The sequence below is a fragment of the Verrucosispora sp. FIM060022 genome, from assembly GCF_003977705.1.
GTDB classification, from domain to species: domain Bacteria; phylum Actinomycetota; class Actinomycetes; order Mycobacteriales; family Micromonosporaceae; genus Micromonospora; species Micromonospora gifhornensis.
In genome coordinates, this window is record NZ_RQIV01000003.1 from 423,463 (window position 1) to 448,793 (window position 25,331).

At 72.0% G+C, this 25,331-nt stretch carries 28 protein-coding genes; 13 read left to right on the forward strand and 15 right to left on the reverse strand.

Going from position 1 to position 25,331, the window contains the following annotated elements:
• Positions 1 to 106: 106 nt before the first annotated feature.
• Both EG812_RS12450 and EG812_RS12455 read left to right on the forward strand, forming a co-directional pair.
• The gene (locus EG812_RS12450) at positions 107 to 1,153 is read left to right on the forward strand and encodes a DNA polymerase ligase N-terminal domain-containing protein (RefSeq protein ID WP_126711619.1); all 1,047 of its coding nucleotides are present in this window, start codon (positions 107 to 109) and stop codon (positions 1,151 to 1,153) included.
• 16 nt (positions 1,154 to 1,169) lie between these two features.
• Positions 1,170 to 2,363, forward strand: coding sequence for a threonine synthase (locus EG812_RS12455; protein ID WP_126711620.1), 1,194 nt, complete (start codon positions 1,170 to 1,172; stop codon positions 2,361 to 2,363).
• A gap of 7 nt (positions 2,364 to 2,370) precedes the next feature.
• Here EG812_RS12455 and EG812_RS12460 read toward each other — a convergent pair whose 3' ends face one another.
• The 4 genes from EG812_RS12460 to EG812_RS12475 form a co-directional block, all read right to left on the reverse strand.
• Complete coding sequence (locus EG812_RS12460; protein ID WP_126711621.1) at positions 2,371 to 4,164, reverse strand: glycoside hydrolase family 15 protein; 1,794 nt, start codon at positions 4,162 to 4,164, stop codon at positions 2,371 to 2,373.
• Between the two features lie 30 nt (positions 4,165 to 4,194).
• A complete protein-coding gene (locus EG812_RS12465) occupies positions 4,195 to 4,584 on the reverse strand; it encodes a cupin domain-containing protein (protein ID WP_013731848.1) in 390 nt (129 codons plus the stop codon).
• Between the two features lie 244 nt (positions 4,585 to 4,828).
• Positions 4,829 to 5,203, reverse strand: coding sequence for a hypothetical protein (locus EG812_RS12470; RefSeq protein ID WP_013731847.1), 375 nt, complete (start codon positions 5,201 to 5,203; stop codon positions 4,829 to 4,831).
• Positions 5,204 to 5,506: 303 nt separating this feature from the next.
• Positions 5,507 to 6,010 carry a septum formation initiator gene (locus EG812_RS12475; RefSeq protein ID WP_013731846.1) on the reverse strand — a complete coding sequence of 168 codons (504 nt, stop codon included), beginning with the start codon at positions 6,008 to 6,010 and terminating at the stop codon, positions 5,507 to 5,509.
• A gap of 103 nt (positions 6,011 to 6,113) precedes the next feature.
• On the opposite strand from EG812_RS12475, the gene EG812_RS12480 reads away from it, so the two are divergent.
• From EG812_RS12480 to EG812_RS12490, 3 genes are all read left to right on the forward strand, one after another.
• Entirely contained in the window at positions 6,114 to 6,809 is a 696-nt protein-coding gene (locus EG812_RS12480) for a response regulator transcription factor (RefSeq protein WP_013731845.1), read from the forward strand.
• Positions 6,806 to 8,080, forward strand: a complete 1,275-nt coding sequence (locus tag EG812_RS12485) for a sensor histidine kinase (RefSeq protein WP_013731844.1) — start codon at positions 6,806 to 6,808, stop codon at positions 8,078 to 8,080. Before EG812_RS12480 ends, EG812_RS12485 begins: the two co-directional genes overlap by 4 nt.
• A 207-nt stretch (positions 8,081 to 8,287) precedes the next feature.
• Entirely contained in the window at positions 8,288 to 8,821 is a 534-nt protein-coding gene (locus tag EG812_RS12490) for a PepSY domain-containing protein (RefSeq protein WP_126711622.1), read from the forward strand.
• Positions 8,822 to 8,965: 144 nt separating this feature from the next.
• Here EG812_RS12490 and EG812_RS12495 read toward each other — a convergent pair whose 3' ends face one another.
• A complete protein-coding gene (locus EG812_RS12495) occupies positions 8,966 to 9,850 on the reverse strand; it encodes a sulfotransferase domain-containing protein (RefSeq protein ID WP_126711623.1) in 885 nt (294 codons plus the stop codon).
• 115 nt (positions 9,851 to 9,965) lie between these two features.
• Between EG812_RS12495 and EG812_RS12500 the strand changes: the two genes are divergently transcribed.
• Positions 9,966 to 11,024: a beta family protein gene (locus EG812_RS12500; RefSeq protein ID WP_502697184.1), complete on the forward strand. Its 1,059-nt coding sequence runs from the start codon at positions 9,966 to 9,968 to the stop codon at positions 11,022 to 11,024.
• A gap of 8 nt (positions 11,025 to 11,032) precedes the next feature.
• Here the strand turns inward: EG812_RS12500 and EG812_RS12505 are convergent, their stop codons facing one another.
• From EG812_RS12505 to EG812_RS12525, 5 genes are all read right to left on the reverse strand, one after another.
• Complete coding sequence (locus EG812_RS12505) at positions 11,033 to 11,314, reverse strand: adhesin (RefSeq protein WP_013731840.1); 282 nt, start codon at positions 11,312 to 11,314, stop codon at positions 11,033 to 11,035.
• A 300-nt stretch (positions 11,315 to 11,614) separates the two neighbouring features.
• The gene (locus EG812_RS12510) at positions 11,615 to 11,929 is read right to left on the reverse strand and encodes a hypothetical protein (RefSeq protein WP_013731839.1); all 315 of its coding nucleotides are present in this window, start codon (positions 11,927 to 11,929) and stop codon (positions 11,615 to 11,617) included.
• A gap of 99 nt (positions 11,930 to 12,028) precedes the next feature.
• Positions 12,029 to 12,466, reverse strand: coding sequence for a nitroreductase family deazaflavin-dependent oxidoreductase (locus tag EG812_RS12515; RefSeq protein ID WP_126711625.1), 438 nt, complete (start codon positions 12,464 to 12,466; stop codon positions 12,029 to 12,031).
• 75 nt (positions 12,467 to 12,541) lie between these two features.
• A complete protein-coding gene (locus tag EG812_RS12520; protein ID WP_013731837.1) occupies positions 12,542 to 13,402 on the reverse strand; it encodes a hypothetical protein in 861 nt (286 codons plus the stop codon).
• A gap of 118 nt (positions 13,403 to 13,520) precedes the next feature.
• A complete protein-coding gene (locus tag EG812_RS12525) occupies positions 13,521 to 14,117 on the reverse strand; it encodes a pentapeptide repeat-containing protein (RefSeq protein WP_126711626.1) in 597 nt (198 codons plus the stop codon).
• Positions 14,118 to 14,187: 70 nt separating this feature from the next.
• Between EG812_RS12525 and EG812_RS12530 the strand changes: the two genes are divergently transcribed.
• From EG812_RS12530 to EG812_RS12540, 3 genes are all read left to right on the forward strand, one after another.
• Positions 14,188 to 15,420, forward strand: coding sequence for a serine hydrolase domain-containing protein (locus EG812_RS12530; RefSeq protein ID WP_126711627.1), 1,233 nt, complete (start codon positions 14,188 to 14,190; stop codon positions 15,418 to 15,420).
• A gap of 70 nt (positions 15,421 to 15,490) precedes the next feature.
• A complete protein-coding gene (locus EG812_RS12535; RefSeq protein ID WP_126711628.1) occupies positions 15,491 to 16,132 on the forward strand; it encodes an NAD(P)-dependent oxidoreductase in 642 nt (213 codons plus the stop codon).
• Between the two features lie 106 nt (positions 16,133 to 16,238).
• Positions 16,239 to 17,681 (forward strand): M28 family peptidase, encoded by a 1,443-nt coding sequence (locus tag EG812_RS12540; protein ID WP_198408924.1) that lies wholly within the window; start codon positions 16,239 to 16,241, stop codon positions 17,679 to 17,681.
• 84 nt (positions 17,682 to 17,765) lie between these two features.
• Here EG812_RS12540 and EG812_RS12545 read toward each other — a convergent pair whose 3' ends face one another.
• Positions 17,766 to 18,230 (reverse strand): PPOX class F420-dependent oxidoreductase, encoded by a 465-nt coding sequence (locus tag EG812_RS12545; protein WP_126711629.1) that lies wholly within the window; start codon positions 18,228 to 18,230, stop codon positions 17,766 to 17,768.
• Between the two features lie 69 nt (positions 18,231 to 18,299).
• Positions 18,300 to 18,929 carry a DUF6642 family protein gene (locus EG812_RS12550; protein WP_013731830.1) on the reverse strand — a complete coding sequence of 210 codons (630 nt, stop codon included), beginning with the start codon at positions 18,927 to 18,929 and terminating at the stop codon, positions 18,300 to 18,302.
• Between the two features lie 301 nt (positions 18,930 to 19,230).
• Between EG812_RS12550 and EG812_RS12555 the strand changes: the two genes are divergently transcribed.
• A complete protein-coding gene (locus EG812_RS12555; RefSeq protein ID WP_126711630.1) occupies positions 19,231 to 20,019 on the forward strand; it encodes a M15 family metallopeptidase in 789 nt (262 codons plus the stop codon).
• A gap of 83 nt (positions 20,020 to 20,102) precedes the next feature.
• On the opposite strand, the gene EG812_RS12560 is transcribed toward EG812_RS12555, so the two are convergent.
• The 3 genes from EG812_RS12560 to EG812_RS12570 all read right to left on the reverse strand — a co-directional run bounded on the left by EG812_RS12560 (position 20,103) and on the right by EG812_RS12570 (position 22,715).
• On the reverse strand, positions 20,103 to 20,648 hold the full coding sequence (locus tag EG812_RS12560; protein ID WP_013731828.1) for a hypothetical protein: 546 nt from the start codon (positions 20,646 to 20,648) through the stop codon (positions 20,103 to 20,105).
• A gap of 115 nt (positions 20,649 to 20,763) precedes the next feature.
• Positions 20,764 to 21,498 (reverse strand): response regulator, encoded by a 735-nt coding sequence (locus EG812_RS12565; RefSeq protein WP_502697187.1) that lies wholly within the window; start codon positions 21,496 to 21,498, stop codon positions 20,764 to 20,766.
• Positions 21,474 to 22,715 (reverse strand): sensor histidine kinase, encoded by a 1,242-nt coding sequence (locus EG812_RS12570; RefSeq protein WP_126711631.1) that lies wholly within the window; start codon positions 22,713 to 22,715, stop codon positions 21,474 to 21,476. The genes EG812_RS12565 and EG812_RS12570 overlap by 25 nt, the downstream gene beginning before the upstream one ends.
• Before the next feature lie 133 nt (positions 22,716 to 22,848).
• On the opposite strand from EG812_RS12570, the gene EG812_RS12575 reads away from it, so the two are divergent.
• From EG812_RS12575 to EG812_RS12585, 3 genes are read left to right on the forward strand one after another with little or no spacing between them, the layout of a single operon-like run.
• Positions 22,849 to 23,820 (forward strand): ABC transporter ATP-binding protein, encoded by a 972-nt coding sequence (locus EG812_RS12575; RefSeq protein WP_126711632.1) that lies wholly within the window; start codon positions 22,849 to 22,851, stop codon positions 23,818 to 23,820.
• Positions 23,817 to 24,602, forward strand: coding sequence for an ABC transporter permease (locus EG812_RS12580; RefSeq protein ID WP_126711633.1), 786 nt, complete (start codon positions 23,817 to 23,819; stop codon positions 24,600 to 24,602). The genes EG812_RS12575 and EG812_RS12580 overlap by 4 nt, the downstream gene beginning before the upstream one ends.
• Entirely contained in the window at positions 24,599 to 25,300 is a 702-nt protein-coding gene (locus EG812_RS12585; protein ID WP_126711634.1) for a YqeB family protein, read from the forward strand. The genes EG812_RS12580 and EG812_RS12585 overlap by 4 nt, the downstream gene beginning before the upstream one ends.
• The last annotated feature ends 31 nt before the right edge of the window (positions 25,301 to 25,331 follow it).

Sequence of the window (25,331 nt, forward strand, 5' to 3'; positions counted from 1 at the left end):
GCGGGAACGGAGACGCCAGCCGGATCGCAGGCGGCAACCGGCACCCCATCGGGGTGGGGACGGGTCGAACCGGGCACAACCGGCCGGCGTGACGGAGAATGCGGGTGTGGCTGACCGGCTGGAGGAGTACCGGCGCAAGCGCGACGCGACGCGTACCCCGGAACCGGTTCCGGCGGAGCGACGGCGCCGCCGCTCCGGCGGCGACCGGAGCCGGTTCGTGATCCAGCAGCACCACGCGCGCAGCCTGCACTGGGACCTTCGGCTGGAGCACGACGGGGTGCTCGCCTCCTGGGCGGTGCCGCGCGGCCTGCCCCGTGAACCCGGCCGCAACCACCTTGCCGTGCACACCGAGGACCACCCGATGGAGTACCTCGACTTCGCCGGTGAGATCCCGGCCGGCGAGTACGGCGGCGGACAGATGATCATTCACGACCGGGGCACCTACCACTGCGAGAAGTGGCAGGAGCGCGAGGTGGTCGTGGACCTGCGCGGCGATCGGACGGCCGGCCGGTACGTGCTGTTCGCCACCGGCGGCCGGGACGGCCGGGACTGGATGGTGCGGCGCACCGACCCGGCGCCGCCGGGCTGGACCTCCATGCCCGACCTGGTCGCGCCGATGCACACCACCTCCGCCACCCGGCTGCCGAACGACCCGGCGAACTGGGGGTACGAGCTGAGCTGGGACGGCGTCCGGGCGGTGGCGTACGTCTCGGGAGGCCGGTTGCGGCTGCTCTCCGCGACGGGTGAGGACATCACCGGCGAGTACTCCTGGCTGCGGCCGATGGCCGAGACACTGGCGCCCACCGAGGCCGTACTCGACGGTGTGCTGGTGCGCATCGACCGGGCCGGGCGGGTTCGGCCGGCCCGCGGCGGACGTGGCACCACCGACGCCCAGTACCTCCTGGTCGACCTGCTCTGGCTGGAGGGGTCGACCAGCACGGACCTGCCGTACCGGCAGCGCCGGGAGCTGCTCGAAGCGCTGGCCCTGACCGGCCCGCACTGGCAGACTCCGCCGTGGTTCCCCGGCAGCGGCGCCGAGGCCCGGCACACCGCCCGCGAACAGGGCCTGCCCGGGGTGATCGCGAAACGGTTGGACTCGGTCTACGAGCCGGGTCGGCGCAGCCGGGCGTGGCGTCGCATCGAGGCGAGCTGAGACGGCGAGGAGCATCGTGTACCTGACCCATCTCGAATGCCCGGGCTGCGGCCGGGAACACGACGCCGACGTACCGCAGAACCTGTGCGACTGCGGCTCGCCGCTGCTGGCCCGCTACGACCTGGCCACGGTCGCCGGGGTGCTGCAACCGGAGCGGTTCGGGTTGCGCCCGGCCACCCTGTGGCGTTACCGGGAGTTGCTGCCGGTGGCCGACCCCGCCCACGTCACCACCCTCGGCGAGGGGTGGACACCGATGCTGCACGCCCCGACGTACGGCGCCCGGATCGGCGTGGACGAACTGCTGGTCAAGGACGAGGGGCTGACCCCGACCGGCTCGTTCAAGGCACGCGGCGCGGCTGTGGGCGTCAGTCGCGCCCGCGAGCTGGGCATCCGTCGGATCGCCATGCCGACCAACGGCAACGCCGGTGCCGCCTGGGCCACCTACGCGGCCCGAGCCGGGCTGGACGCGATCATCGCCATGCCGGTGGACGCGCCGAGCATCTGCCGCCGCGAGTGCGTGGCCGCCGGCGCGGACCTGCGTCTGGTCGACGGGCTGATCGGCGACGCCGGGCGGCAGATCGCCGCGCTGGTCGCGGCCTCCGCCGGCACCATCTTCGACGCCGGCACGCTGCGCGAGCCGTACCGACTCGAGGGCAAGAAGACGATGGGGTACGAGATCGTCGAACAGCTCGGCTGGCAGGTGCCCGACGTGATCATCTACCCGACCGGCGGTGGGGTGGGGCTGATCGGCATCCACAAGGCGCTCGGCGAGCTGCGCGAACTGGGCTGGATCGAGGACCGCCTGCCCCGCCTGGTGGCGGTGCAGTCCACCGGCTGCGCACCGATCGTCCGGGCCTTCGCCGCCGGGGAGGACCGGGCCGATCCCTGGCCGGAGGCGCACACCGTGGCGTTCGGCATCACGGTGCCCGCGCCGCTGGGCGATCAGCTGATCCTGGCCGCGCTGCGGGCGAGTGCCGGCACCGCGATCGCGGTCGACGACGCCGAGATCCTGGCCGACCTGCGGGACTTCGCCGCCCGGGAGGGCCTGCTGCTCTGCCCGGAGGGGGCTGCCTGCCTGACCGCTGCCCGCAAGCTACGGGCCGGCGGATGGATCCGGGCCGGGGAACGGGTGGTGGTGCTCAACACCGGAGCAGGCGTGAAGTACCCGGACACGGTGGACGTCTCCGACGTGCCGGTGCTGCCCAGCTGAGGGCAGCTCACTGCCCGCCCGACTCGGTCAACCGCCACGCGGCGTTGATCAGGCCGATGTGCGACAGCGCCTGAGGCGTGTTGCCCAGGTGCGCCCCGCTGTCCAGGTCGATCTGTTCGCTGAGCAGCCCAAGGTCGTTGGCGTGGCCGGTGATCTGCTCGAACAGCGACGCCGCCCGCTCCCGCTCACCGGCCATCGCCAGGCACTCCACCAGCCAGAACGAGCAGAGCAGGAAGCCGCCGGGTTCGTCCTGCCAGCGGCGGATCAGTCCACCGGGGCCGCCCAACTCCCGCTCCACGGCCGCGATGGTGGCCCGCATTCTCGGATCGTCGGCCGGCAGGAAACCCATCACCGGCAGGTACAGCGCCGAGGCGTCCAGTTCCGACGAGCCGAAGGCGCCGGTGTACGCCCCGCTGCGTTCGTCGAAGCCCTCACGCAGCACCGTGGCCCGGATCTCGTCCCGGATGGCCGCCCACCGCCGCACGTCGGCACGTTCCCCGAGGTGCGGACCGAGTTGCACCGCCTTGTCCAGCGCCACCCAGCAGAGCACCTTGGACGACAGGAAGTGCCGCTCCTTCTCGCGCGGCTCCCAGATGCCCCGGTCCGGCAGCCGCCAGGTGGCCGCCACCTGCTCGGTCAGACCGAGCACCATCTCCAGCATCTCGTCGTCGAACTCGTCACCGAGGTAGTCACGCAGCAGCCACGCCGCCGAGACGATCTCGCCGGGCACGTCCGACTGCCGTTGCTGCCAGGCATCGTTGCCGACGCGTACCGGCGTGCTGCCCGCATAGCCGGCGAGGCGGGGACACTCGTGCTCGTAGACGTCGCGTTCGCCTTCCAATCCGAACAGCACCGGGATCGGCTCGGCACCGATGCGACCGATCGAACGGGTCGCCCAGGCGAACAGCCGCGACGACTCGGCCGGGCAGGCCGCCACCCACAGCGCGCGCAGTGTCATGGCGAAGTCCCGCAACCAGGCGAAGCGGTAGTCGTAGTTGCGGTCACCGCCGATCACCTCCGGCAGTGAGGTGGTCGCCGCCGCGGTGACCGCGCCGCTGCGGGCGTACGTCAGGCCGGTGAGCACCGTCGCACTGCGCCGAACCAGATCCTGGTAGCGGCCCTCGTACTGGTGGAGCTCGCGGAACGCCTGCCAGGCCTGCACGGTGTCGGTCACGGCGGCGACCGGGTCCAGTTCCGCCGGAGGATCGCCGTAGGCGGCGCCGTACGCCAGGTCGAATCCGAGCACCTGCCCCTCGGCGATCTCGAAGCTCTGTCGTACCCGGTCGTCATCGGCGCGCAGCCGCAGGCCGTGGCAGCGCAGCACCAGGTCGACCGGGCCGGCACCGGCCAGCACCGCGCCGTCGGCCCGGTCCTTGAGGTACGGCGCGGTCAGGCTGTACTGCGGTCGCGGCCGGAACTCCACGGTCATCGGCACCCGACCGGACAGCCCTTCGACCACGCGCACCAGCACCGCCGGCGAGTTCATGCCGAGTTCGTGAGCCCGCGCCCCCGGTTCACCGGCCAGCGCGTCGGTGACCGCGACACTGCCCTCCGGGGTGCGGTGCACGGTGCGCAGGACCAGCGTGTCCGGCTGGTACGACCGGTGCACCCGATGCCCGGCGGACCCGGCGGCGGCCGGTGCGAGCCGCCAGTGGCCGCCGCCGGGGTCGAGCAGTCGCGCGAAGACCGACGGGGAGTCGAACCGCTGCGGGCACCACCAGTCGACCGATCCGTCCTTGCTCACCAACGCACTCGAACGGAGGTCGGAGAGGAACCCGTAATCGGAGATCGGCGGCTGCATCCGGTCTGCGTACCCGGTCTCCGGGACGCCTCACGTCGGGGGTTCGTCGTCCCCGGCAGCCTCGGCCGCGTCGGCCTCCTCCTTGGTCCGGTGCACCGCCTGGTCGGCATGCTCCGGCGGACCGTAGACGGTGTAGAGCACCAGCGGGTTCGGGCCGGTGTTGACGAAGTTGTGTTTGGTGCCTGCTGGTACGACCACCAGGTCGCCCTGCACGACCTCACGCTTCTCGCCGGCGACCCGGGCTTCACCGGTGCCGCTGACGAAGGTGAGGATCTGGTCGATGCCCTCGTGGACCTCCTCGCCGATCTCACCACCGGCGGGGATAGTCATGATCACCAGCTGGGTGTTCTTCCCGGTCCACAGCACGCGGCGGAAATCCGGGCTCTTCTCGGCGACGGTCGCGATAGTGAAGTGCTCCATGCCTGGGCACATACCCCGTTACCGGCCCCGCCACGCCGGGACTGGCACATGGTGGAAATGACCACGGATCGAGGGTTTGCCACGCCATCGAACGGGGATCGACACCACGGCCGGCAAGCTCCGGCGATGCCAGGTCCCCGCTGACGTACCGCCGTCGGGCTGCGGTGGCGGGAGACGGCCGAGCGCGGCGACGTTTCGATCTCGGGTCGAACGGCGCCGCGCGCTCGTGCGGGCCTGCCGGGTTTCAGGAGAGTACGGCCAGGTGGAACGGCCGGTCGGCGGAAACGCCGGCGCTGTCGTGGGTGGTCACGAAGACCGCGTTCGGGATGCCGGTGCGGCCGGCGACGGTGATCTGTCCGGTCGGGGCGAGGCCGATGCTGCCGGACAGGCCGACCGTGCCGACGCAACTGGCCCCGGTCACATCCTGGTCGAACACCACCTGGTACATGCCGGTACCGAGGCGGTTGGCGGTGGCCGCTCCCAGCCCGCGAACCAGCACACCCTGGGCGTTGACGACCGCGAACAGCACCCGGGCGGTCAGTGGCATGCCCGCACCGGCGCAGGTGGTGTGTTCGGCATCAGCACGGTCCGTCGCGCCCTCCTTGGGCACGGGTTGCACCCATGACCTGCTTCTTGCTTTCGCGCTGGACATCAGACTCCTTTCCGGCCGGCCGCCGCCTTGGCGGGATGTGTGGTCTGAACGGAAACCAGTTGTTCCTCCCAGCCGTCCGGCCGGGAGGTTCACCGCTGAATAGAGGGTCAGGCGTGCCCCGACACGCCTCGCCTTTCCGGGCGACCAGGGACAATCGCACCGTTTCCGTCTCCGAAGGTATGTCGCTCCACCGGCCCGCAGCCACGCGAGGAGCTGTCCGATCAAGGACACCCACACGACATGATCATGCCCTTGACCTGGGCGTGAGACCTAGTCGTCGGTTTCCAGGACCGGCACGCCGCCCTGGCAGCGCAGCGACAACTCGTGCTCTCCGCTCGGGCCGACGAACGTCACCTCGGCGTCGTCGTCGGGCCCCCGGTCGTAGTCGTCGACCCGGTAGCCCTGCCGCGGCGTCCAGGACACCAGGTACACGCCGCCCGGCACGCACTCGGCGACCACGCTGCCACCGGGGCTGGTGAAGCTGCGCCGGCTACCCGCCTCGACGCTCGGGCTCGCCGTGCCGGGCGCGCTCGTCGTACCGCTCGGGTTCGACGGCGTGCCGCTCGGGTTCGACGGGGCCGCGGTCGGGTTGGCGGACGGGACGACCGGCGGCGGCTCGGCCAGGGCGCGGGCAACTTCCTGTTGGCTGCGCACGCCGCCCGGCGTACCGGTGAGGCTCTCCCCCACCAGTTGGATCGCGGCGACCCCGATCAGCGTGGCGAGCACCGCGGTGGCCAGCCATCCGGCGGCGGCGAGAAAGGTACGACGGCCCATGACCCGACTATCCCCGATCACCGGTTCAGATGAGCTTCAGGCAACCCTAAGAGTGGGTTAATGCGACCCGCCGAGCGGCGTGGGCAGGGATACTCTGCCTGCTGTGGCCCGCCTGCTGCTGATCGAGGACGACCTGACCATCCGTACGCCACTGGTGCGGGCACTGCGTGAGCGGGGCCACGCCGTGGCGGCCGCGTCGACCGCGATGACCGGTCTGCGCGACGCCCTCGACGACCGACCGGACCTGGTCGTCCTCGACCTCGGCCTGCCCGACCTGGACGGCCGGGAACTGCTGCGGATGCTGCGCGCGGTCAGCGCGGTGCCGGTCATCGTGGCCACCGCCCGCGACGACGAACGGGAGATCGTCCGGGTCCTCGACGCGGGCGCCGACGATTACGTGGTCAAACCGTTCACCGCCGCCCAACTCGACGCACGGGTACGGGCGGTGTTGCGCCGTGGACCCGGCGGACCGGCCGACGAGGACCCGACCCTGGTCGTCGGGGGTCTGCGGATCGACCCCCGCTCCCGGCAGGTCAGCCTGGACGGCACGCCGATCGAGCTGACCCCCCGCGAGTTCGACCTGCTGCGGCACCTGGCCACCAAGGTCGGTGAGGTGGTGACCAAGCGGGAACTGCTGACCGAGGTGTGGCAGATCCCCTACGGCGGGGCGGACAAGACGGTCGACGTGCACCTGTCCTGGCTGCGCCGCAAGCTCGGTGAGAACGCCCAGCAGCCGCGCTACCTGCACACCGTACGTGGAGTCGGGGTGCGCCTGGTCGTCCCGGAGGTGGGCGGATGAGGGCGCGCCTGGCGCTGCTGGTCGCGGCGGTGAGCGTGCTCATCGTGATCGCCTTCCTGGTGCCGCTGGCGCTGCTGCTGCGTACTGCCGCCGAGGACCGGGCCACCGTACGCGCCACCGGGGACGCGCAGAGCCTCGCCACAGTGGTCGGCACCGCCGACCCGGACACCATCCGGCTGACCGTCGACCAGCTTGTCGCCGAGTCCGGCCGCCCGGTCAGCGTGTTCCTGCCCGACGGCACGGTGCTCGGCTCGCCCGCCGCGCCCACCCCGGCGGTCGAGTTAGCCGCCCGGGGCCAGAGCCTCACCGCCGAGACGTCCGACGGCCGGGAGGTGGTGATCGCGGTGCAGGGCCGAGCGGACGGCACGGCGGTCATCCGCACGGTCGTGCCGTACGCCGAGATGACCGCCGGGGTGGGTCGGGCCTGGCTGGTGCTGGCCCTGCTCGGGGTGGTGCTGGTGCTGATCGGCCTGACCGTGGCCGACCGGTTGGCCCGGACCCTGGTCCGGCCGATCGGTGAGCTGTCGGCGGTGTCCCATCGGCTGGCGAACGCCGAGTTGGACGCGCGGGTGCAGCCGGCCGGGCCGGCGGAGCTACGCGAGGTGGGCGGCGCGCTCAACCATCTGGCCGGCCGGATCCAGGAGTTGCTGGTACAGGAGCGCGAACAGGTGGCCGACCTGTCCCACCGGCTGCGAACCCCGCTGACCGCGCTGCGGCTGGAAGCGGAGTCGCTGCGCGACCCGCAGGACGCGGCCCGGATCACCGAGGCGGTCGACGGGCTGGAACGGGCCGTGACCGGGTTGATCCGGCAGGCCCGCTGGCGTACCCCGGCCGACGGTGCGGTCGCCACCGACGCCGTGGCGACGGTGGCCGAGCGGGTCGCCTTCTGGTCGGTACTCGCCGAGGACACCGGCCGCGCGGTCGACCTGAACCTGGCACCCGGTCCGCTGCCCGTCGGGGTCCCCGCCGACGAGTTGGCGGCGGCGGTCGACGCGCTGCTGGGCAACGTCTTCGCGCACACCCCGGACGGCACCGCCTTCGCGGTACGACTCGCCCCCACCGGCCACCACGTCGCGCTGACCGTCGCCGACGAAGGCCCCGGCATCGCCGCCGACTCCGTCCGCCGAGGTGCCAGCCAGGCCGGGTCGACCGGCCTCGGACTGGACATCGCCCGTCGGGCGGCCCAGGCCAGCGGCGGCCGCCTCGAACTGGGCGAACGCCCCGGCGGCGGCGCCGAGGTGACCCTCCTCCTCGGCTCCCCCAGACCCTGACCCCCCGCTCCGCGCGGGGCTGGTGCGTGATCGACTCCGTTTCGCCGAAACGGCGGTATCCCACTGCCTCGGATACCGCCGTTTCGGCGATATGGCGCGCGCAGACCCACCGACGGTGGCCCTTAACCCGGCCTTAGCGTTCGGACAGCGCGCGGCTATCCCGCCGGCACCGATCCTCTATGCAAGAACCGAGGAAGGGTGAAGACGATGAAGCGCAACCCCCTGATGTTGGCGTCGGTCGGCGGCGCGGCGGCGGTGCTCGCCGCGACTGGAGTGTTCCTGGGTGTCACCGCCGCCGACAGCGACCGGACCCAGCAGACGACGCTGACCGCCGCGACCAGCGCCCCGACGACCGCCGGGGTTCCGGACGACGACGCCAGCAGCGCCGCGCCCGCCCCGCCGGCCACGCCGAGCGACCCGACTGCCACCGGCACGCCCGTGGCGCCGCAGTCCCCGGCGACGCCGACCGAGGGCGCGACGTCGGGCAGCCAGGACGCGGTGAGCGCCGAGCGGGCCGGTGAACTCGCGCTGGCCAAGGCGGGCGGCGGTCGGATCACCGAGATCGACCGGGACCGGGAGGACGGCCGACCGGTCTGGGAGGTCGAGATCGTCAACGGCGACGTCGAACACGAGATCGAGATCGACCGGGAGACCGGTGCCGTGCTCAAGGCCGAGCAGGAGCCGGTCGACGACGACGATGACGACCGGGACGACGATGACGACGACCGGGACGACGACTGACCGGACCGTCTGATCGGGACCTCTGATCGGGACCTCTGAATCGCTGACGCCTCGGCACGGCACCCGCCGTGCCGGGGCGTCTTTCGGTCCGTCCCACCGGGCCGTGTCCCTGCCCCAGACGAATCCCTGCGGGCACCGACCCGGTCAGCGACCTCGGTGCAGCCAGGTGAGGAGGTCGGGTGGGGCCAGCGCGGCGGCCCTCGCGTGGTAGCGGGCTCGGTCGGCCGCGCTGAGCAGGGCGCTGCCCTGGCCGGAGCGGCCGGTGCGGAAGAACGCCTGCCGGTCCTTCAACACGCCGGCCGGGTCCGGGGCGAGCCGGTCGGCGCGACTGCGCATCCGATCGAAGGTGGCGGCCTCCACCAGCTCCGGGCCGGGCGGTTCGAGGTCCAGCATCTCGGCGAGGCGACGCATCTGTCCGGCCAGGTCAGCGCGGAGGTCGTCGTAGTGGATGAGGTGGACGTTTCGCTGGTCGCGTCGTGCCCAGGCGTCGCGCAGGTGCCACAGGACGCCGGGCAGCGAGTCCAACTCCTCGCGCGGGTCGGGGTCCGCGTCGATCCAGCGTACGAGCGCCTCCTCGACCGACGGGCGGCGTCGGTCCGGGTCCGGTGACCCGGGGTGGCCGGTGAGTTCGGCCAGGCGGGCCCGATCGAGATTTCCGCTCTGGTGGTGCAGGGAGACGGCCATGTCCAGCGGATGGCGGGCCACCACGAGATAGTGCACCAGCGGGTCGGCCGGTACGCCGTCGAGTGGAGTGTGGGTCTTGATGAACCGGCGGTGGCGCTGGGCGGCCAGCCGCGCGTACACCTGATCTGCCGGCTCGACAAGCCAGTCCAGCCAGGGTGAGAGCGTGGTCAGCGGTGCCGGCAGATCGGGGGTACGCAACACCAGCAAGGCGCAGATCATCTGCATCCAGGTCGTACCGCTCTTGGATCGCGTACTGATCACGATGTCGCCGGGGCGCAGCGGGAAATCGCGCCAGCGGATGCTGTCCTCGTCGGCGGACCGGTAGCGGGTCAACGGATCGGGCACGCGGTGACGATAGTCCGGCAGCTGACACCGGTCCGGGTATTTTGCCGCCGTTTACCCTGTGAGCTGGGAAATTGGCTGGCTACATTGAATTATGATGCCCGCCCGCGGAGGCCGGGTGACAGAGCCGGTCTACCGTCCGGTGCTCGCCGCCCGGCGCGGTGAGTTGGAGGCACTCGGTCACCTCGACGGCGTCCACGTCCCGCTCGTCGCTCCGATTTTCCAATTGTCCACAACAGATGTGTCGACGGTGGACTCGCTCGGTCGACTACCGGCGGGGTTGCTGCCCGCCGTCGACGTCAGTGCCCTGCCCGACGGGGCCGAAGCCGAACTGGCCCGCTGGGGCGTACCGCTGATGCCGGTGATCTGCCTGACCGACGGTGAGCGACGGCTGGCGGCACACGGGATCACGGCCCGGGAGTACGCCGGGCGGGCCGTGGTGCGGCTCCGCATCGGCCAGGACCGGGCCGGCCCGCACGCCACAAACGCGGTCGTGGAACGGATCTGGCGGTACGCGCGCCTGGCCCCCGAGCAGTGCGATCTGCTGGTCGACTGCGGGGAGGTGGGCTGTCGGGCAGACGTACGGGCGGTCGAGCCCCGGGCCCGCCGGGCGCTGGAGTGGGCGCGTCGGCACGCCTGGTGCTCGGTGAGCGTGGTGGCCGGGGGCATGCCACCGGCCCTCTCCCGGCTGCCGACCGACGAGCCGGTGCGGTTGTGCCGCTGGGACTGGCTGCTCTGGCAGCGGTTGGCCGACCTCGACGTCGGCTTCGGCGACTACGGCGTGGCGTCGGCGGCACCCGACGTGGAGCCCTCCGCCGATCGGCTGCCGACGGTCCGCTACACCGGCGACGACGCCTGGTGGATCTACCGCTGGTCGCGGCGGGGTGGGCGGGGCGACCTGCGGGTGGCTGACCTGTGCCGGGCGCTGGTGTCGGCGCCGCACTGGCCGTCGGCCGGGGCGAACTTCTCCTGGGGCGACCACGAGATCTTCCGCCGGGCCCGACGGGTGGCCGGGGCCGGTTCGACGGCGAACTGGCTGGCCTGGAGCACCTCGCACCATCTCGCTCAAGTGCTGGCGGCGCTGCATCAGCCGGCCCGGGGCGGGGAGCCACGATCCGGCCCACCGCCACCGCGCAGCCGCGCACCGCGCGGCGGGCAGCCCCGCCGCGTCGGTTGAGCTGCGCTCTACTGCTTCTCGGTGAACCCGAACTGCACGATGCCCTCGTCGTCGACCGAGGCGTCGACGGAGGCGTCGCCGAGCAGGTCGGCGGCGTCGGAGTCGAGGAAGATCCGAGCGCCCTGCGTGTCGACCACCTGGTCGCCCTCGACGGGTTCGGCGACCAGCTCGACGGTGAGCGATCCGGCCTGGGTGTCGGCGGCGATGCGCACCCCGCCGCCCTCACTCACGTCCTGCTGGGCGGCGAGGTCACGGATCACCAGGACTGCGTTGTCGGTCATCGTGAGCATGGTGGGACTCCTCGTTGGCTTTCACTCGGCTCCGGCGCGAACGCGGGCTGTGTCGCCTCGCGGGCGGATCACATCACCACCCGCACGCCGGAGGTACGTCGGCGGCCGGGGCTGACCACTGCCGGCGCGGTCGCCGGACGGCGACCAGCCACCGTCGCATCGGGGCAGCTCAGGGCCCCTCCACTGCCCACGTTGCCCCTCTGAGGGACATCCGTCAAATAGGCAGCCGCCGATAGATTTGCCGAGTTTGAACCCGCCGAGAACGGGTACCACAACGGGTTCGGTTCAGGCCTGGAGTGTTCAGGCCGGAGTCGAGGGTGGCAGCGGGGCAGCGGGGTCGCCGCGCTCGATCAGCGCGGCGATGTCGGCGTCGTGCAGGCCGCGCAGCGCCAGCACCCGGGTACCCCACCGGTGCAGGCGGCACGGGTGCGGGCTCGCGTCGTTGCGGCAGACCGTCCCCCCGGACCATCTCCTGGGCGCGTGCACCACGACGGCCCGTACGGCGAACTGTGCATCCTCGGCGGTCACGTACGGCGGCAGCGGGATCTCCCGCATGGCCGCTCCGGCCGGCTCGCCGGTAGGCGCGGTCGGACGGAGGGTACTGCTGCTTGGCATCGGCCGAACCTCCACTCAGGACGGTGTAACCCGGACAGCAGCACGGTACGAGCCGTTCACCGCGCCGCGACGGACAAACTGTCCCGGTAGCCGATCAACTCAGACGCGCTCCAGCACCACCACCGGGATGTCCCGTTCCGTCTTCGCCTGGTAGTCGTCGTACGCGGGCCAGATGTCGGTCATCATCGGCCAGAGCCGGGCCTTCTCCTCCGGCGTGGCGGTCCGCGCCCGCGCGGTGAACCGGTCCGCGCCCACCTGCACCTGGGCGGTCGGGTCGGCCTCGAGGTTGAGATACCACGCCGGGTGCCGGGGGTCTCCGCCCTGGGAAGCGACGATCACGTACGCCTCACCGTCGCGCCCGTAGATCAACGCGGTACGGCGCAGCTTCCCGCTGCGTCGGCCCCGCGTGGTCAGCAGCAGCGTGAAGACACCCGGTCGCCACTCGTGCCCCTCGTCGCCGTCGGTGGCGACGTACCGGTTGATGTGCTCGGCAACCCAGCCCGACGGGCTGTCCAGCACCTGCTCACTCGTGCTCATCGGTCCCCCTGGATGATTGTCGTCATCCCGCACACGCTACTGGGGATTCGACAAGTCGACCGCCGGACCCGGCGATCACCGCAACGCCATCGCCTGGAGCCCGACGTTGCCGCAGTGCGGAGTGAAGGTCTCCTCCACCGTCCACGTGAACACCAGACGGGTCCCCTTCGGTGCCTGGAACCGGACCGTGACCTGGGTGGACGCGCTGGTGTGCCGCTCCTCCAGTCGCACCGTCCGACTCGGCCCGCCACCGGACATCCGCACATCCAGCCGACCCCGGGCCATCCACACCCCGAGATAGGCGGTGACGGTACGCGGCTGCCCGTCGGCGACGACTGCCAACTCGAAGCCGTTGCCCCGGCCGCAGACGTAGACCCCGTCGGGTGTGGGGTCGGCGGATCTCACCGGCGCGCCGTCGCGCCACCGGAACAGTTCCTGATTGCCGTCCCAGCCGCTGCGGTCACCCTTGCCGCCCAGATCACGGAGCTCGCCGGAACCGTCGCGCTTGCGCACCGCGACGTCGGCACCGCCCCGGCCCCAGTGCAGCCAGTCGCGCCGGCCCGAGGAGGTCAGGTCCACCGTCTCGGGGATGTCGGCCCGGCTCATCGCCAGGGTCATCGGCGCGGCCACCGGGGTCGGGCTGTCGCTCGGACTCGGGCTCGGGCTCGGTGACCGTTCGCGGGGTTGCAGCCCGGGCACCGCCATGGCGGTGGGCACCGGGCTGGGCAGGGTCGGTCGACCGACCACCGCCGGCAGGCCGTCAGGCTCCGCCGGATCCTCCACGGCAGGCTCCGACCACCTGTCGACGAACGCGACCAGGGCCAGCAGCCCGGCGAAGGCGGCGAGGGCCTCCACCGCGTACCGACGCCGTCGGCGGGCCCGCGCGATCCGGCGAGCGACCCGGGTGGCACCGTCCGGCCTGGGTTCCTCGGCCACCGACTCTCCACTTCTGCCGGACCGGAATCCCACCGGCATCCGCGACCCGGATGCGGGGCCGACTCACGTAGACATTACGGACACCTTTCGCGCGAGTCGATAGGAAGCGCCCGATACGTCAGGCCCGGACGTCGAACCCGAGCGCCTGCGCCAGCGCCATGGCCTGCCCGACGTCCACAATGGTGCCGGTGCGCTGCACGGCGGTCGGGTCGAGCCCGGTCAGGTCGCTGCCGCGAAGGTCCGCCCGGGTCAACCGGGTGCCGCGCCACTGCGCGTCGGACAGGTCACTGCCACTGACCGTCGCCCCGGTCAGGTCGGCACCGGCCAGATCCGTCTCGCGCATCCGGACGCCTGTGAAACGGGCGCCGCGCAGGTCGGCCCCGGCGAGCGTGACGAAGGACCAGTCGCCGCCGGTCACGGTCAGCGGACGCAGGTCGCAGCGGTCGAAGGTGCTGCCGATGAACTTGCAGCCGGTGAACTCGGCCTCGAACAGGTTGCACCGGATGAACGCGCAGCGGGTGAAGGCCGAGTCGGTGTGCCGGGACACGTTGAACCGCACGTCGCCGAAGGTGCAGCCGACGAAGGAGGCACCCCGGCTGGTCGCCTCGGTCAGGTCGACCCGGTGGAAGTCGCAGTCGACGTAGTGTCGGTCGCCCAGTTCCTCGGCGTACCAGTCCTCGTCGTGAAAGCTGACACCCTCGATCGGCTCCGGCATTCCCGCAGGTTAACCACACCCACCGACAGACACCTTCCCGACGCGAGGACCGGTCGGTAGGTTCGACCGGGTGAGTATCGCGCGCAGCATCGACCCGGCACAGGTCGGCTTCGACCCGGCACGGTTGGCCCGGATCGACGAACACTTCGGCAGGTACGTCGACGACGGCCGGTTGGCAGGTTGGCAGGTGGTGGTCACCCGCCGCGGCGAGGTCGCGCACTGCTCGACGTACGGGCTGCGCGACCGGGAGTCCGGCGCGGCGGTGCAGGCCGACACCCTGTGGCGGATCTACTCGATGACCAAGCCGATCACCTCGGTGGCCGCGATGATCCTCTGGGAGGAGGGTCGGTTCGAGCTGACCGACGAGATCGGGCGCTGGCTGCCCGAGTTCGCCGACATGCGGGTCTACTCGAAGGGGTCGACGCTCAAGCCGTACACCGTTGCGGCGATCGAACCGATCCGGGTCTGGCACCTGCTCACCCACACCGCCGGCCTGACGTACGGCTTCATGCAGACCTCGGTGGTCGACGGCCTGTACCGCGCCGCCGGCTACGACCTGTACCCACCGTCGGACGTCGACCTGGCGCAGGCCTGCCGGGCCTTCGGTGAGCTGCCGTTGCTGTTCCAGCCCGGCACCGCCTGGGGTTACTCGGTCGCCACCGACGTGCTGGGTCGGTTGATCGAGGTGGTCTCCGGGCAGGGCCTGGACTCCTTCCTCACCGAGCGCATCCTGCGCCCGCTGGGCATGGAGGACACCCGGTGGTACGTCGACGGCGCCGACGCGGCCCGCCTCGCCGCGCTGTACGCCGCGGATCCGAAGACCGGCCGGGCGGTACGCCACGACGCGCTCGGCGCGCTGGCGTACGAGAAGCCCACGCTGCTCTCCGGCGGTGGTGGCCTGATCTCGTCGGCCGCCGACTACCACCGTTTCACCCAGTTGCTGCTGCGCGGTGGCGAGCTGGACGGCGCCCGGCTGCTCGCGCCCCGCACGGTGCGTTTCATGACCCGCAACCACCTGCCCGGCGGCCGGGATCTGGGCACCCTGTCCACCGGCGGGTTCGCCGAGACGACCCTGGACGGGATCGGCTTCGGTCTCGGCTTCGCGGTGGTGGAGGACCCGATCCCCAGCCGGGTGCCGAGCAGCGTCGGTGAGTACTACTGGGGCGGCGTGGCCAGCACGGCGTTCTGGGTCGACCCGGTGGAGCAGATCACCGCCATGTTCTTCACCCAGCTGATGCCGTCGAGCACCTGGCCGATCCGTCCCCAGCTGCGGCAACTGGTCTACTCGGCGCTGGTGGGCTGAGCAGCCACCCGGGTCAGCGGGATCGGGCGTTCCGCCGACGGTGACCCGGCCCGCTCCCTAGCCTGGGATCGTGAGCGACATCGTCGTGTTCGGGGCGGGTGGCACCGCGGGTTCGCGGATCGTCACCGAGGCGTTCAACCGGGGTCACCGGGTGGTGGCCGCGGTACGACGGCCGGAGGCCACCACCTACCTGCCGGCCGGGGTGCGGGTGGTCACCGGCGACGCCACAAGCGAACGCAGCGTACGAGAGTTGGCGCCGGCAGCGGACGCACTCGTGGTGGCGATCGGCGGCGGCGACCGTACCCTCTGGCCGAACGCCGCCCGCGCCCTGATCGCCGGGCTGCGGCAGATGCCGGCTGCGCCCCGGATCATCCACGTTGGCGGCGGGGCGACCCTGCTGTCCCCGTCGGGACGCCGGCTGCTGGACGAGCCCGACTTCCCCGCCCAGTACCGTGACTCGGCGCTCGGCCAGGCGGAGGCGCTGGACGTCTACCGCTCAGATGCCGACGGCGTGAGCTGGACGTACGTCTCACCACCGCCGCTGGAGTTCCATCCGGGTGAACGTACCGGGCGATATCGGATCGGAACCGACCACCCGGTTACCGACACTTCCGGACGATGCGCACTCAGCTATGAGGATCTCGCTGTCGCCGTCATTGACGAAATCGAAAATTCGCAATTCCCGAATTCTCGTTTCACCGTCGCCTACTGACCCCTGATCTTGAGTAGCGGCAGCTCGCGGGTTAGATTCAAGCCTCCTTGACCCGGGCCGCAAACCCCCTGCGCCCGGTTCTGACCTCAATTCAGGAGGCGCAGTCTTGTCTTCATTCGACGACACCGTGACACCCTCGCACGAATCGTCCACCTCCATCGGGTCCGGGTTCCTCAATCGTCGCCGGGTGCTGACCGTCGCCCTCGGTGGTGCCGCCACCGTGGCGCTGCCCGTGCCGGCCTGGGCCGCCAACGGCCAGCGCCCCGGCTCGCACCAGGCCCCGAAGCTCACCTCGGACGACCGGAAGGTCATCGCGCAGATCTCCTCGCGCCGGGCCCTGGAGCACCTGGTCCAGCTGTCGGAGAACATCGGGCCGCGCATCGGTGGCACCGAGTCCGAGCGGCGCGCCGCCGACTACATCGCCGCCCACTTCGACAAGCTGGGCTACGACACCACCCTGCAGCCGTTCACGGTGGCCGACAAGTTCACCGGCCAGCTCAGCTCGCCGGCGGGCCTGCCGACCGACCTGAACTGGCAGACCGGGGCGAGCGCCCACGCGGCCCTGAACACCAGCGTCACCGGTGCCGTGGTTGACGTCCGCGCGGGCGCGGCCAGCGACTACCCGGCCGACGTACGCGGCAAGATCGTGCTTGTGGACTACGTCGCCAACCGGCGCGAGCAGGTCGTCGCGACCGCCGTCGCGGCCGGTGCCGCCGGCGTGATCCTTCTCGCCGCCGACGCTGCGGCGCCGCGTCTGGCCGGGACCTTCTCGCCCACCCTGCCCGGCTCGGCCAACAACCCGGTGCCGATCCCGGTGCTCGGCGTTGCGCAGTCCCAGAAGAACCGGCTGCGTGAGCTGCTGGCCGCCGGTCCGCTCACCCTCACCGTCGCCACCACCGCGCACCGCAACCTGACCTCGAACAACGTGCTGGCCGAGCGCGTCGGACGGTCGGGGGCGAACGGCCCGATCGTCATGATCAGCGCCCACTACGACACCGTCATCGGTGCCCCGGGTGCCAACGACGACGGTTCCGGCACCGCGCTCTGCATGGAGCTGGGTCGGGTGCTGAAGGCGATCCCGACCAACGCCACCATCCGGTTCGGGCTGTGGGGCTCGGAGGAGCAGGGCCTGATCGGCTCGCGCTACTACGTCCGCCAGATGCCGCAGGCCGAGCGGGACCGGATCCTCGCCGTCTACCAGAACGACATGGTCGCCACCAGCTGGGACCCGGCCACGAGGTACTGGCTGCTCTCCTTCGACGGCCAGGACAACCGGGCCACCGCCGAGGTCGCCGCGTCGGCCCGCCGCCTCGGCTACGAGCCGCAGATCTCCCCGGTGACCCAGCGTGGTTCCAGCGACCACCAGTCGTTCCAGGAGGTCGGCATCGCCAGCGCCAACTTCTCCTGGCGTGGCGAGGAGTCCCCGGCGCTGCTGGAGCCTCCGTACCACACCCCGGAGGACACCATCGCCAAGAACATCAGCCTGGAGCGGCTCCAGGTGTCGATGGAGCTGATCGGCACCGCCGCGTACGCGACCGCGCGGGCCTGATCTGTTCGTGAACGGGGGTGCGGCCGGTCGGCCGCGCCCCCGTTTCGCGTCTGCCGCGAGGCACCGGCCGCGAGGACGCCGTCCTCAGTCGGCCAGCCGTGCCGGGAACCCGCCGGTGGCCACCGGCCCCCACGAGGTGATGGTGACCCGGATCAGCGACTTGCCCTGCCGGATCATGGCCTGCCGGTACTCGTCCCAGTCGGGGTGCTCACCGGAGATGCTGCGGAAGTACTCCACGAGCGGTTCGAGGGCATCCGGCAGGTCGAGCACCTCGGCGGTGCCGTCGACCTGCACCCAGGGGCCGTTCCAGTCGTCGGACAGCACGCACGCCGACACCCGCGAATCACGACGGATGTTGGCGACCTTGGCGCGTTCCGGATAGGTGGAGATGACCAGGCGGCCGGCGTCGTCCACCCCGGCGGCGACCGGTGAGGACTGTGGTCGGCCGTCGGCGCGGGTGGTCATCAGCAGCACCCGGTGCCGGGGGCGGAGAAACTCGACGAGACCGTCCCGGTCGACCCGGGTGTTGCGTGCGATCATGCGTGCCATCGCTCGTTTCTACCAGCCCGGACCAGCGGCCCGGCGGTACGGCGTGCGCAGCGCGGTCGCGTGCCGGGGTCAGCCGGCCCGGCCGGCCGTCGACTGGCTGGGCACCCTCGGTCGCACCGACGGCCGCCAGGCCCGGCCGTTGGCGTAGATGATCCGGAAGCCGAGGTACGACGCCAACGGTGCCCAGTGCGCCGACCCCATCCGCAGCTCGGCGGCGTTGTGCCGCTGACCGTTGGCGAGGACGTCGAGCAGGACGGTCTCGAACGCGGCGGACTCGACCCAGTCCACCTCGCGGGTGAAGCCGCAGATCAAGGCCGCACCGGTGACGGCGAGGAACTCGCGCAGCGCCGACTCGGGGGCGCGCAGCACCGAGCAGCTGCCGAAGTAGAGCCGCCGTCCCTCGCAGCGCCCGGCCATCCGCTCGGCCACCTCGGTGAGTTCGACGGAGTGCCAGTCGGTCAGGCAGAGCCGGTTCGGCTCGCCGTGCATGGCGAAGAAGCCCAACCGGTGGTCGGCGTACTGCTTGAGCAGCCAGCGGTCGACGAAGTAGAACAACTCGTCGCGGGTGGCGGCGTCCTTGTGGATGAAGCGGATCTTGCCGAGCCGTTCGAGCAGTTCGAGGGTGGGCAGCACCGAGCCACGTTCGTTGAGATCCCGGTGCCACTGACCCTCGACGCAGAAGATGCCACCGCGCGCCACGCCGCCTCCCCGTCGTAACCCGCGCTGACGTTACCGGGATCACTGCGGTCAGGGAACCTCGCCAACGGGGTGACCAGCTGCGATGTTCCGCCCTCGCAGAGCCTTCTGGGCGGTGCTGGGGGTCAATGCCCGGTTGCGGGAAAGCGACCAATTCTCAGCAAATCCTCAGCTACAGCGAATCCTGAGGACAATTCTTGTTAATAGCCGCGAACCATCCCGTCGGGTGCGAGGGTGGATCTACGGGATCACCCTCACCAAAGGCCCGCACGCCACCCCAATCGCTCTTATCGGGAGGACTTCTGTGCGCGTACACAGCTTGAAACGGGTTCTGGTCGCCCTCGCCCTGGCTCTGCCGGGCGCCGCGATCGCCTCCGTGGTCGCCGCGCCAGCGGCCCATGCCGACGCCTGTTACACCTGGGACCGCACCCTCTCCCAGGGGCGTTCCGGCAGCGACGTGCGTGAGCTGCAACTGCGGGTGGCCGGCTGGGCGGGCAACCGCGACATCGTCGAACTCGACGGCCGGTACGGCCCGAAGACCGCCGCCGCGGTACGCCGGTTCCAGTCGGCGTACGGTCTCACCGCCGACGGGATCGCCGGCCCGCAGACCTTCGCGAAGCTGTACCAGCTCCAGGACAACGACTGCACGCCCCGGCACTTCAACTGGGCCGAGATGGACGACGGCTGCGGCCGGGGCGGCTGGACCGGTGGCCCGTTGACGACGGCGCAGACCCGGCAGAACGCGTTGCGCACGATGTGGAAGCTGGAGGCGCTGCGCAAGAGCCTCGGCGACAAGCCGCTGATCGTCACCAGCGGCTTCCGCAGCCGTACCTGCAACAGCCAGGTGGGCGGCGCGTCGAACAGCCAGCACCTCTACGGCAACGCCGCCGACCTGATCTCACGGGACCGGTCGCTGTGCGACGTCGCCCGCGCCGCCCGCAACCACGGGTTCAGCGGCATCATCGGGCCCGGCGTATCGGGCCACAACACCCACGTCCACGTCGACTCACGCCAGGAGAACAACCGCGACGGCGTCACGAACAACACCTACTGGGCCGCCCCCAACTGCGGAATCCCCGCCGGTAACCGCTGAGGGAGCGACGCCGGCCCGGGGTCAGGCGGGGGGAACCAACCCGCACCCCGGGCCGGCGTCGTACCGCCGGCGGGCGAGCCCTCTCAACTCGCCCGTGGCCAGCGCGGCGCGGTGGCGGGGGGTGCCACCGGCCGGCCGGTACCGGCGGTGCGGGCGCCGGCCCGCACCGGGGGAGCCGCCACCCGGGGAACCGGACCCCGCGCCGGATAGCCGGCGGCGAGGCCCTGGCGTGGCGGATACCCGGCGGCCCGGTCGGCGGTCCGCCCTGGGTGGGAAGCGGTCCGGTCGCCGCCCGACGGACGCGCCGCCGGGGTACGTCCCGGGTTGGGTCCGTTCACCAGAAACGGGAACGGCACGTGTACGAACGGGTTGCCGTGCCGGATGAGGGCGTCGAGCTGTCGCTCGTTGAGCCCGTGGTTCAGCAGCACCTGCCGACCCCAGCGGTGCAGACGGCAGGGGAACCGGGATCCGTCGTTGCGGCACAGCGCCCCGGAGGGCCACTCCTCGGCCGCGTGTACCACCACTGCCCGGACCGCCAGCCGGACATCCTCGGGTGTCAGCGGCGTCGGCACCGGCAACTCACCCAGAATCTGATCGATGGGATCCGTCGACTGCTCATCAACTCGCACGGCAGGCCTCCCGCAACTGAGGTGGCGGTGCGCTTGAGCAGCGCACCTCAGCCATTGGTACGGCCCCCGGGGCGGGATAGTTCAACGCCGTTCACCGGCCTTGGCCGAATTCGACTCAGACCAGCCCGGCGTCGTGCACGAGCAGCGCGACCTGCACCCGGTTGTTCAGGTCGAGGCGGGTCAACAGCCGAGAGACGTACGCCTTCACGGTGGCGACGCTCATGAACAGCTCGGCGGCGATCTCGGCGTTGGTGCGCCCTCGCCCGAGGGCCACCGCGACGGCCCGCTCCCGTTCGGTGAGCCCGGCGAGCAGGTGGGCCGCCCGGTCCCGGCGCGGATCGGCGGCGGTGCCCGCCGTGACGTGCGCGATCAGGGTGCGGGTGACCGTCGGGGACAGGGTCGCCTCCCCCGCCGCCACTCGGCGTACCGCCCGGACGATCTCCGCAGGTGGCGTGTCCTTGAGCAGGAAGCCACCGGCACCGGCCCGCAGTGCCCGCAGTACGTGCTCGTCCGCGTCGAAGGTGGTCAGCACGAGCACCTCGGGCGGCTTGGGCAGCGCCCGCAGCAGCTCGGTGGCGGCCAGCCCGTCCAGCCGGGGCATCCGGATGTCCATCAGCACCACGTCCGGCCGGCAGGCGGCGGTCGCGGCCATCACCTCGCTGCCGTCGGCCGCCTCCCCGACGACCGTCAGGTCGGGCGTACCGCCGAGGATCATCGACAGCCCGGCCCGGACCAGGGCGTCGTCGTCCACGATCAGGATCCGCACCGGCCGCAGCGCCGCGTCGGGCGACTCCGACCGGGCCTGCTCGCCCATCGGTCCGCCGCTCACGTCGCCGGCCAGGGCAGCCAGGCGGCCAGGCGGAAGTCGCCGCTGCCGTCGCGGCCGTGTTCCAGCCGCCCGCCGGCGAGGTGCACCCGCTCGGCGATGCCGATCAGTCCGGTGCCGGCACCGGGGATGGCGTCGGTGTCCGGCTCGCCCACCGGCCACCGGTTACGGATCTCCACGCTCAACCCCTCGGCCGGTGCGCCGCGCAGCCCCACGGTGACCGCCGCGCCACGGGCGTGCTTGCGGGCGTTGGTCAGCCCTTCCTGCACGATCCGGTAGGCGGTCCGGCCGGTCGCGGCGGGCAGCTCGTCGGCGGCGGACACCTCGTCGTGCAGATCGACCCGGACCCCGGCGGCCCGGGATTCGGCGACCAGGGTGGGCAGGTCCGCGATGGTGGGTTGGGGGCGTTCCGGTTCCGTGGCGAGCGAACCCTCGGCCCGCAGCACACCGATCACCTCGCGCAGGTCCTGCAACGCGGCGTGGGCGCTGCTGCGGATCACCCCGGCCGCCCGCGCCACCTCCTCGGCGGGCGCGTCGGGACGGAACTCCAGCGCACCGGCGTGCAGGCTGAGCAGCGAGATGCGGTGGGCCAGCACGTCGTGCATCTCCCGGGCGATGCGGGTGCGCTCCACCTGCTGGGCCTGGGCCACCCGCAGTTGCTGCTCGGCCTCGGCCCGCTCGGCGCGCTCCCGCAGCGACAGCACCAACTGCCGGCGGGCCCGCACGAACATCCCCCAGGCCAGCACCAGCAGCGTGATCACCACCCCCCAGGTGGTGGTCGGCCAGTACGCCAGGTCGGGATCGGGACGCAACAGCGCGAAGAACATGTTCGCCACCAGGCCACCCGCGGTGACCGCCAGCGCCACCGCGGTACGCCGGTGCACCACGACCGTGAAGTAGATGACCAGCAGCGAGACCACGGAGGTCATCGAGAACGCCGACAGTGGCAGGGTGGCCACCGCCAGCCCGACCGGCCAGCGGCGGCGGAACCAGAGCGCCACCGCCAAGGCCACCCCGATCACCGCGTCCGCGGGGATCATCCACGGGTACGGCAGCCGCTCGGCGTAGCTCGGTACCGGGGAGGCGGCATCCAGGGTCGCCACCACCACCCAGCCGAGAGCCGCCACGAAGCAGAGGCTGTCGACCAGCCAGTCCCGGGCCGTACGGCGGGCGTGCGGGCGCGTCGGGTCCAGCGCCCCGGGCAGCAACCCGGGGTGTTCGAGGACGGCGGCGCTGGTCACAGGCGCAATGGTAGGCAGCCGCCGCAGGGCCGACCAGCTACCAAAGTCGAGACCTCGGCGTCGACCTTGGTCGACGCGACGGCAGACCGTCGGCCGCTGCGCACGACCGGGTGGCCCGGGCAGGCTGACCGGCATGATCGCGGTACAGCAGCTCACCAAACGGTACGGACGGCACACCGCCGTCGACGACGTGTCGTTCCACTGCGAGCCGGGCACGGTGACCGGCTTCCTCGGCCCCAACGGGGCCGGCAAGTCCACCACGATGCGGATGATCTGCGGGCTCACCCCGCCGACCTCCGGCACCGCCACGGTGGCCGGACACCCGTACCGCCACCTGCCCAACCCCGGCCGTACGGTCGGCGTCCTGCTGGACGCCTCCGCGCAGCACGCCGGGCGGACCGGGCGGGAGGCGCTGGCCCTGTCCGCCGCCACGATGGGCGTGGACCGACGGGCGGTCGGCGAGTTGCTCGACCGGGTCGGCCTCAACGGGGCGGCGGCCCGGCGCCGGGTGCGGGCGTACTCCCTGGGCATGCGGCAGCGGCTCGGCCTGGCGCACGCGCTGCTCGGCGATCCTCAGGTGCTGGTGCTGGACGAGCCGGCCAACGGGCTGGACCCGGAGGGCATCTTCTGGATGCGCGGGCTGCTGCGCGACTTCGCCGACCGGGGTGGCACCGTGCTGCTCTCCTCCCACCTGCTGCGCGAGGTGGAGGCGGTCGCGGACCGGCTGGTGGTGATCGGGGGTGGCCGGGTCGTGGCGCAGGGCAGCAAGGAGGAGTTGCTCGCCGGCAGCGGCACCCTGGTGCGCGCCCGCGACCGTGCGGCGCTGCGCGACGCGCTGGAGCGAGCCGGTCTGCCGGTCGGCGACAGCACCGACGGGCTGCTGGTGAGCGCCGACAGCGAGGCGGTCGGGCTGGCCGCTGCCGCGGCCGGGGTCGCCTTGACCGAGTTGCGTCCGGCCGGCGCGGGCGGTCTGGAGCAGCTCTTCCTCACCCTCACCGCCGAGGCCGCTACCGGCCCGACCTCGGCCCGGTCCGCCGAGACCGCCACCGGCCCGACCTCGGCCCGGTCCGCCGCCGTCCTGCCCACCGAGGAGATCGTCCGATGACCGCCACCATCGACCCGGCCGTGGGCCAGGATGTCGCCGCCGGGCAGCCCCGGCCGCCCATGAGCCGGCTGACCGTGGTCGAGCTGCGCAAGCTCGTCAACACCCGGGCCGGCCGCTGGCTGCTGATCGCCATCGGGGTGGTCGCCGCCGGCATCATCGCCCTGCAACTGGCGTACGCGCCGGACGACGAGCAGACCTTCGCCAACTTCTTCGTCCCGTCGCTGTTCCCGGTCGGGGTGCTGCTGCCGGTGCTGGGCATCCTGTCGATCACCACCGAGTGGTCGCAGCGCACCGCGCTGACCACCTTCGCGCTGGTTCCCCGTCGGGAGCGGGTGATCATCGCCAAGCTCACCGCGGTGGTGCTGGCGGCGCTGGCCTCGGTGCTGGTCAGCCTGGCCGTCGCGGCCGTCGCGACACTGATCGCCGAGGCGACCGGCGGGGCGGGCACCTGGCGCCTCGACGGGATGCTGATCGTGCACGCCGTCGTGCTCCAGGTCTCCACCGCCCTGATCGGGGCGGGCTTCGGCCTGCTGTTGCTGCACACCCCACTGGCCATCGTGGCCTACCTGGTGCTGCCCATCGCGTGGTCCATCCTGGGCGCTCTGGTCCAGCCGCTGTACCGCGCCGGCGAGTGGCTGGACACCAACCGGACGATGGAACCGCTGTTCACCCCCGAAATGACCAGTGGCCAGTGGCAGCGGCTCGCGGTGTCGTTGCTGGTGTGGCTGGTCGTACCCTTGGTCGCCGGGCTGGTCCGCACGATGCGCCAGGAGGTGACGTGACGGCGTACGGGGAACCGACGGTGGTCGGCGACGGTGTCGGGGAACTGGTGGTGCTCTGGGGCGGATTCCCGATCGTCGGTGCCGCGGCGGGTGGACTGCTGGCCGCCGGGGCGGGCTGGGTGACGGGTCTGGCCTGGGCACCCGCCCAGGGTCTGTTCCGGCTGGTCGACGGGCTGCCCGACGGGTACGCCATGGGCGGCGGCGTGGGGCTGGGAGTGCTGGCCGGGCTGGTGATCGCCGCGCTGGGCACCGCCGACCGGGTGCTTGTCACAGTGGACGGCACCCGGATCCGGCTGCGTCACGGCGACACCGAGCAGGAGGTTCCCCGGTCGCGTACCCGGGTGGCGTTCGTCGACGGCAAGGATCTGGTGCTGCTCGACGGTGACGCCGGTGAACTGGTCCGGCAACGGTCCGACCTGCCGGCCGACCGACTGGCCGCGGCGTTGCAGGAGCACGGCTGGCCGTGGGTGGACGCCGATCCGCACCGGGACGAGTACCGGCGCTGGGTGCCCGACCTGCCCGGCCTGCCGACCGGCGCGGACGCGCTGCTGCGGGCTCGGCAGGAGGCGTTGGAGCGGGACCGTCGCGACGAGGCGCGGGAGTTGCGCGCGGAACTCGGCCGCTACGGCGTGGTGGTCCGCGACGACGCCAAGCGCCAGTACTGGCGCTTGACCCGATCGGGCCGGCCACCGCAGTGACGGTCTGCGCCTAGCGTTACCCGAACGCGTT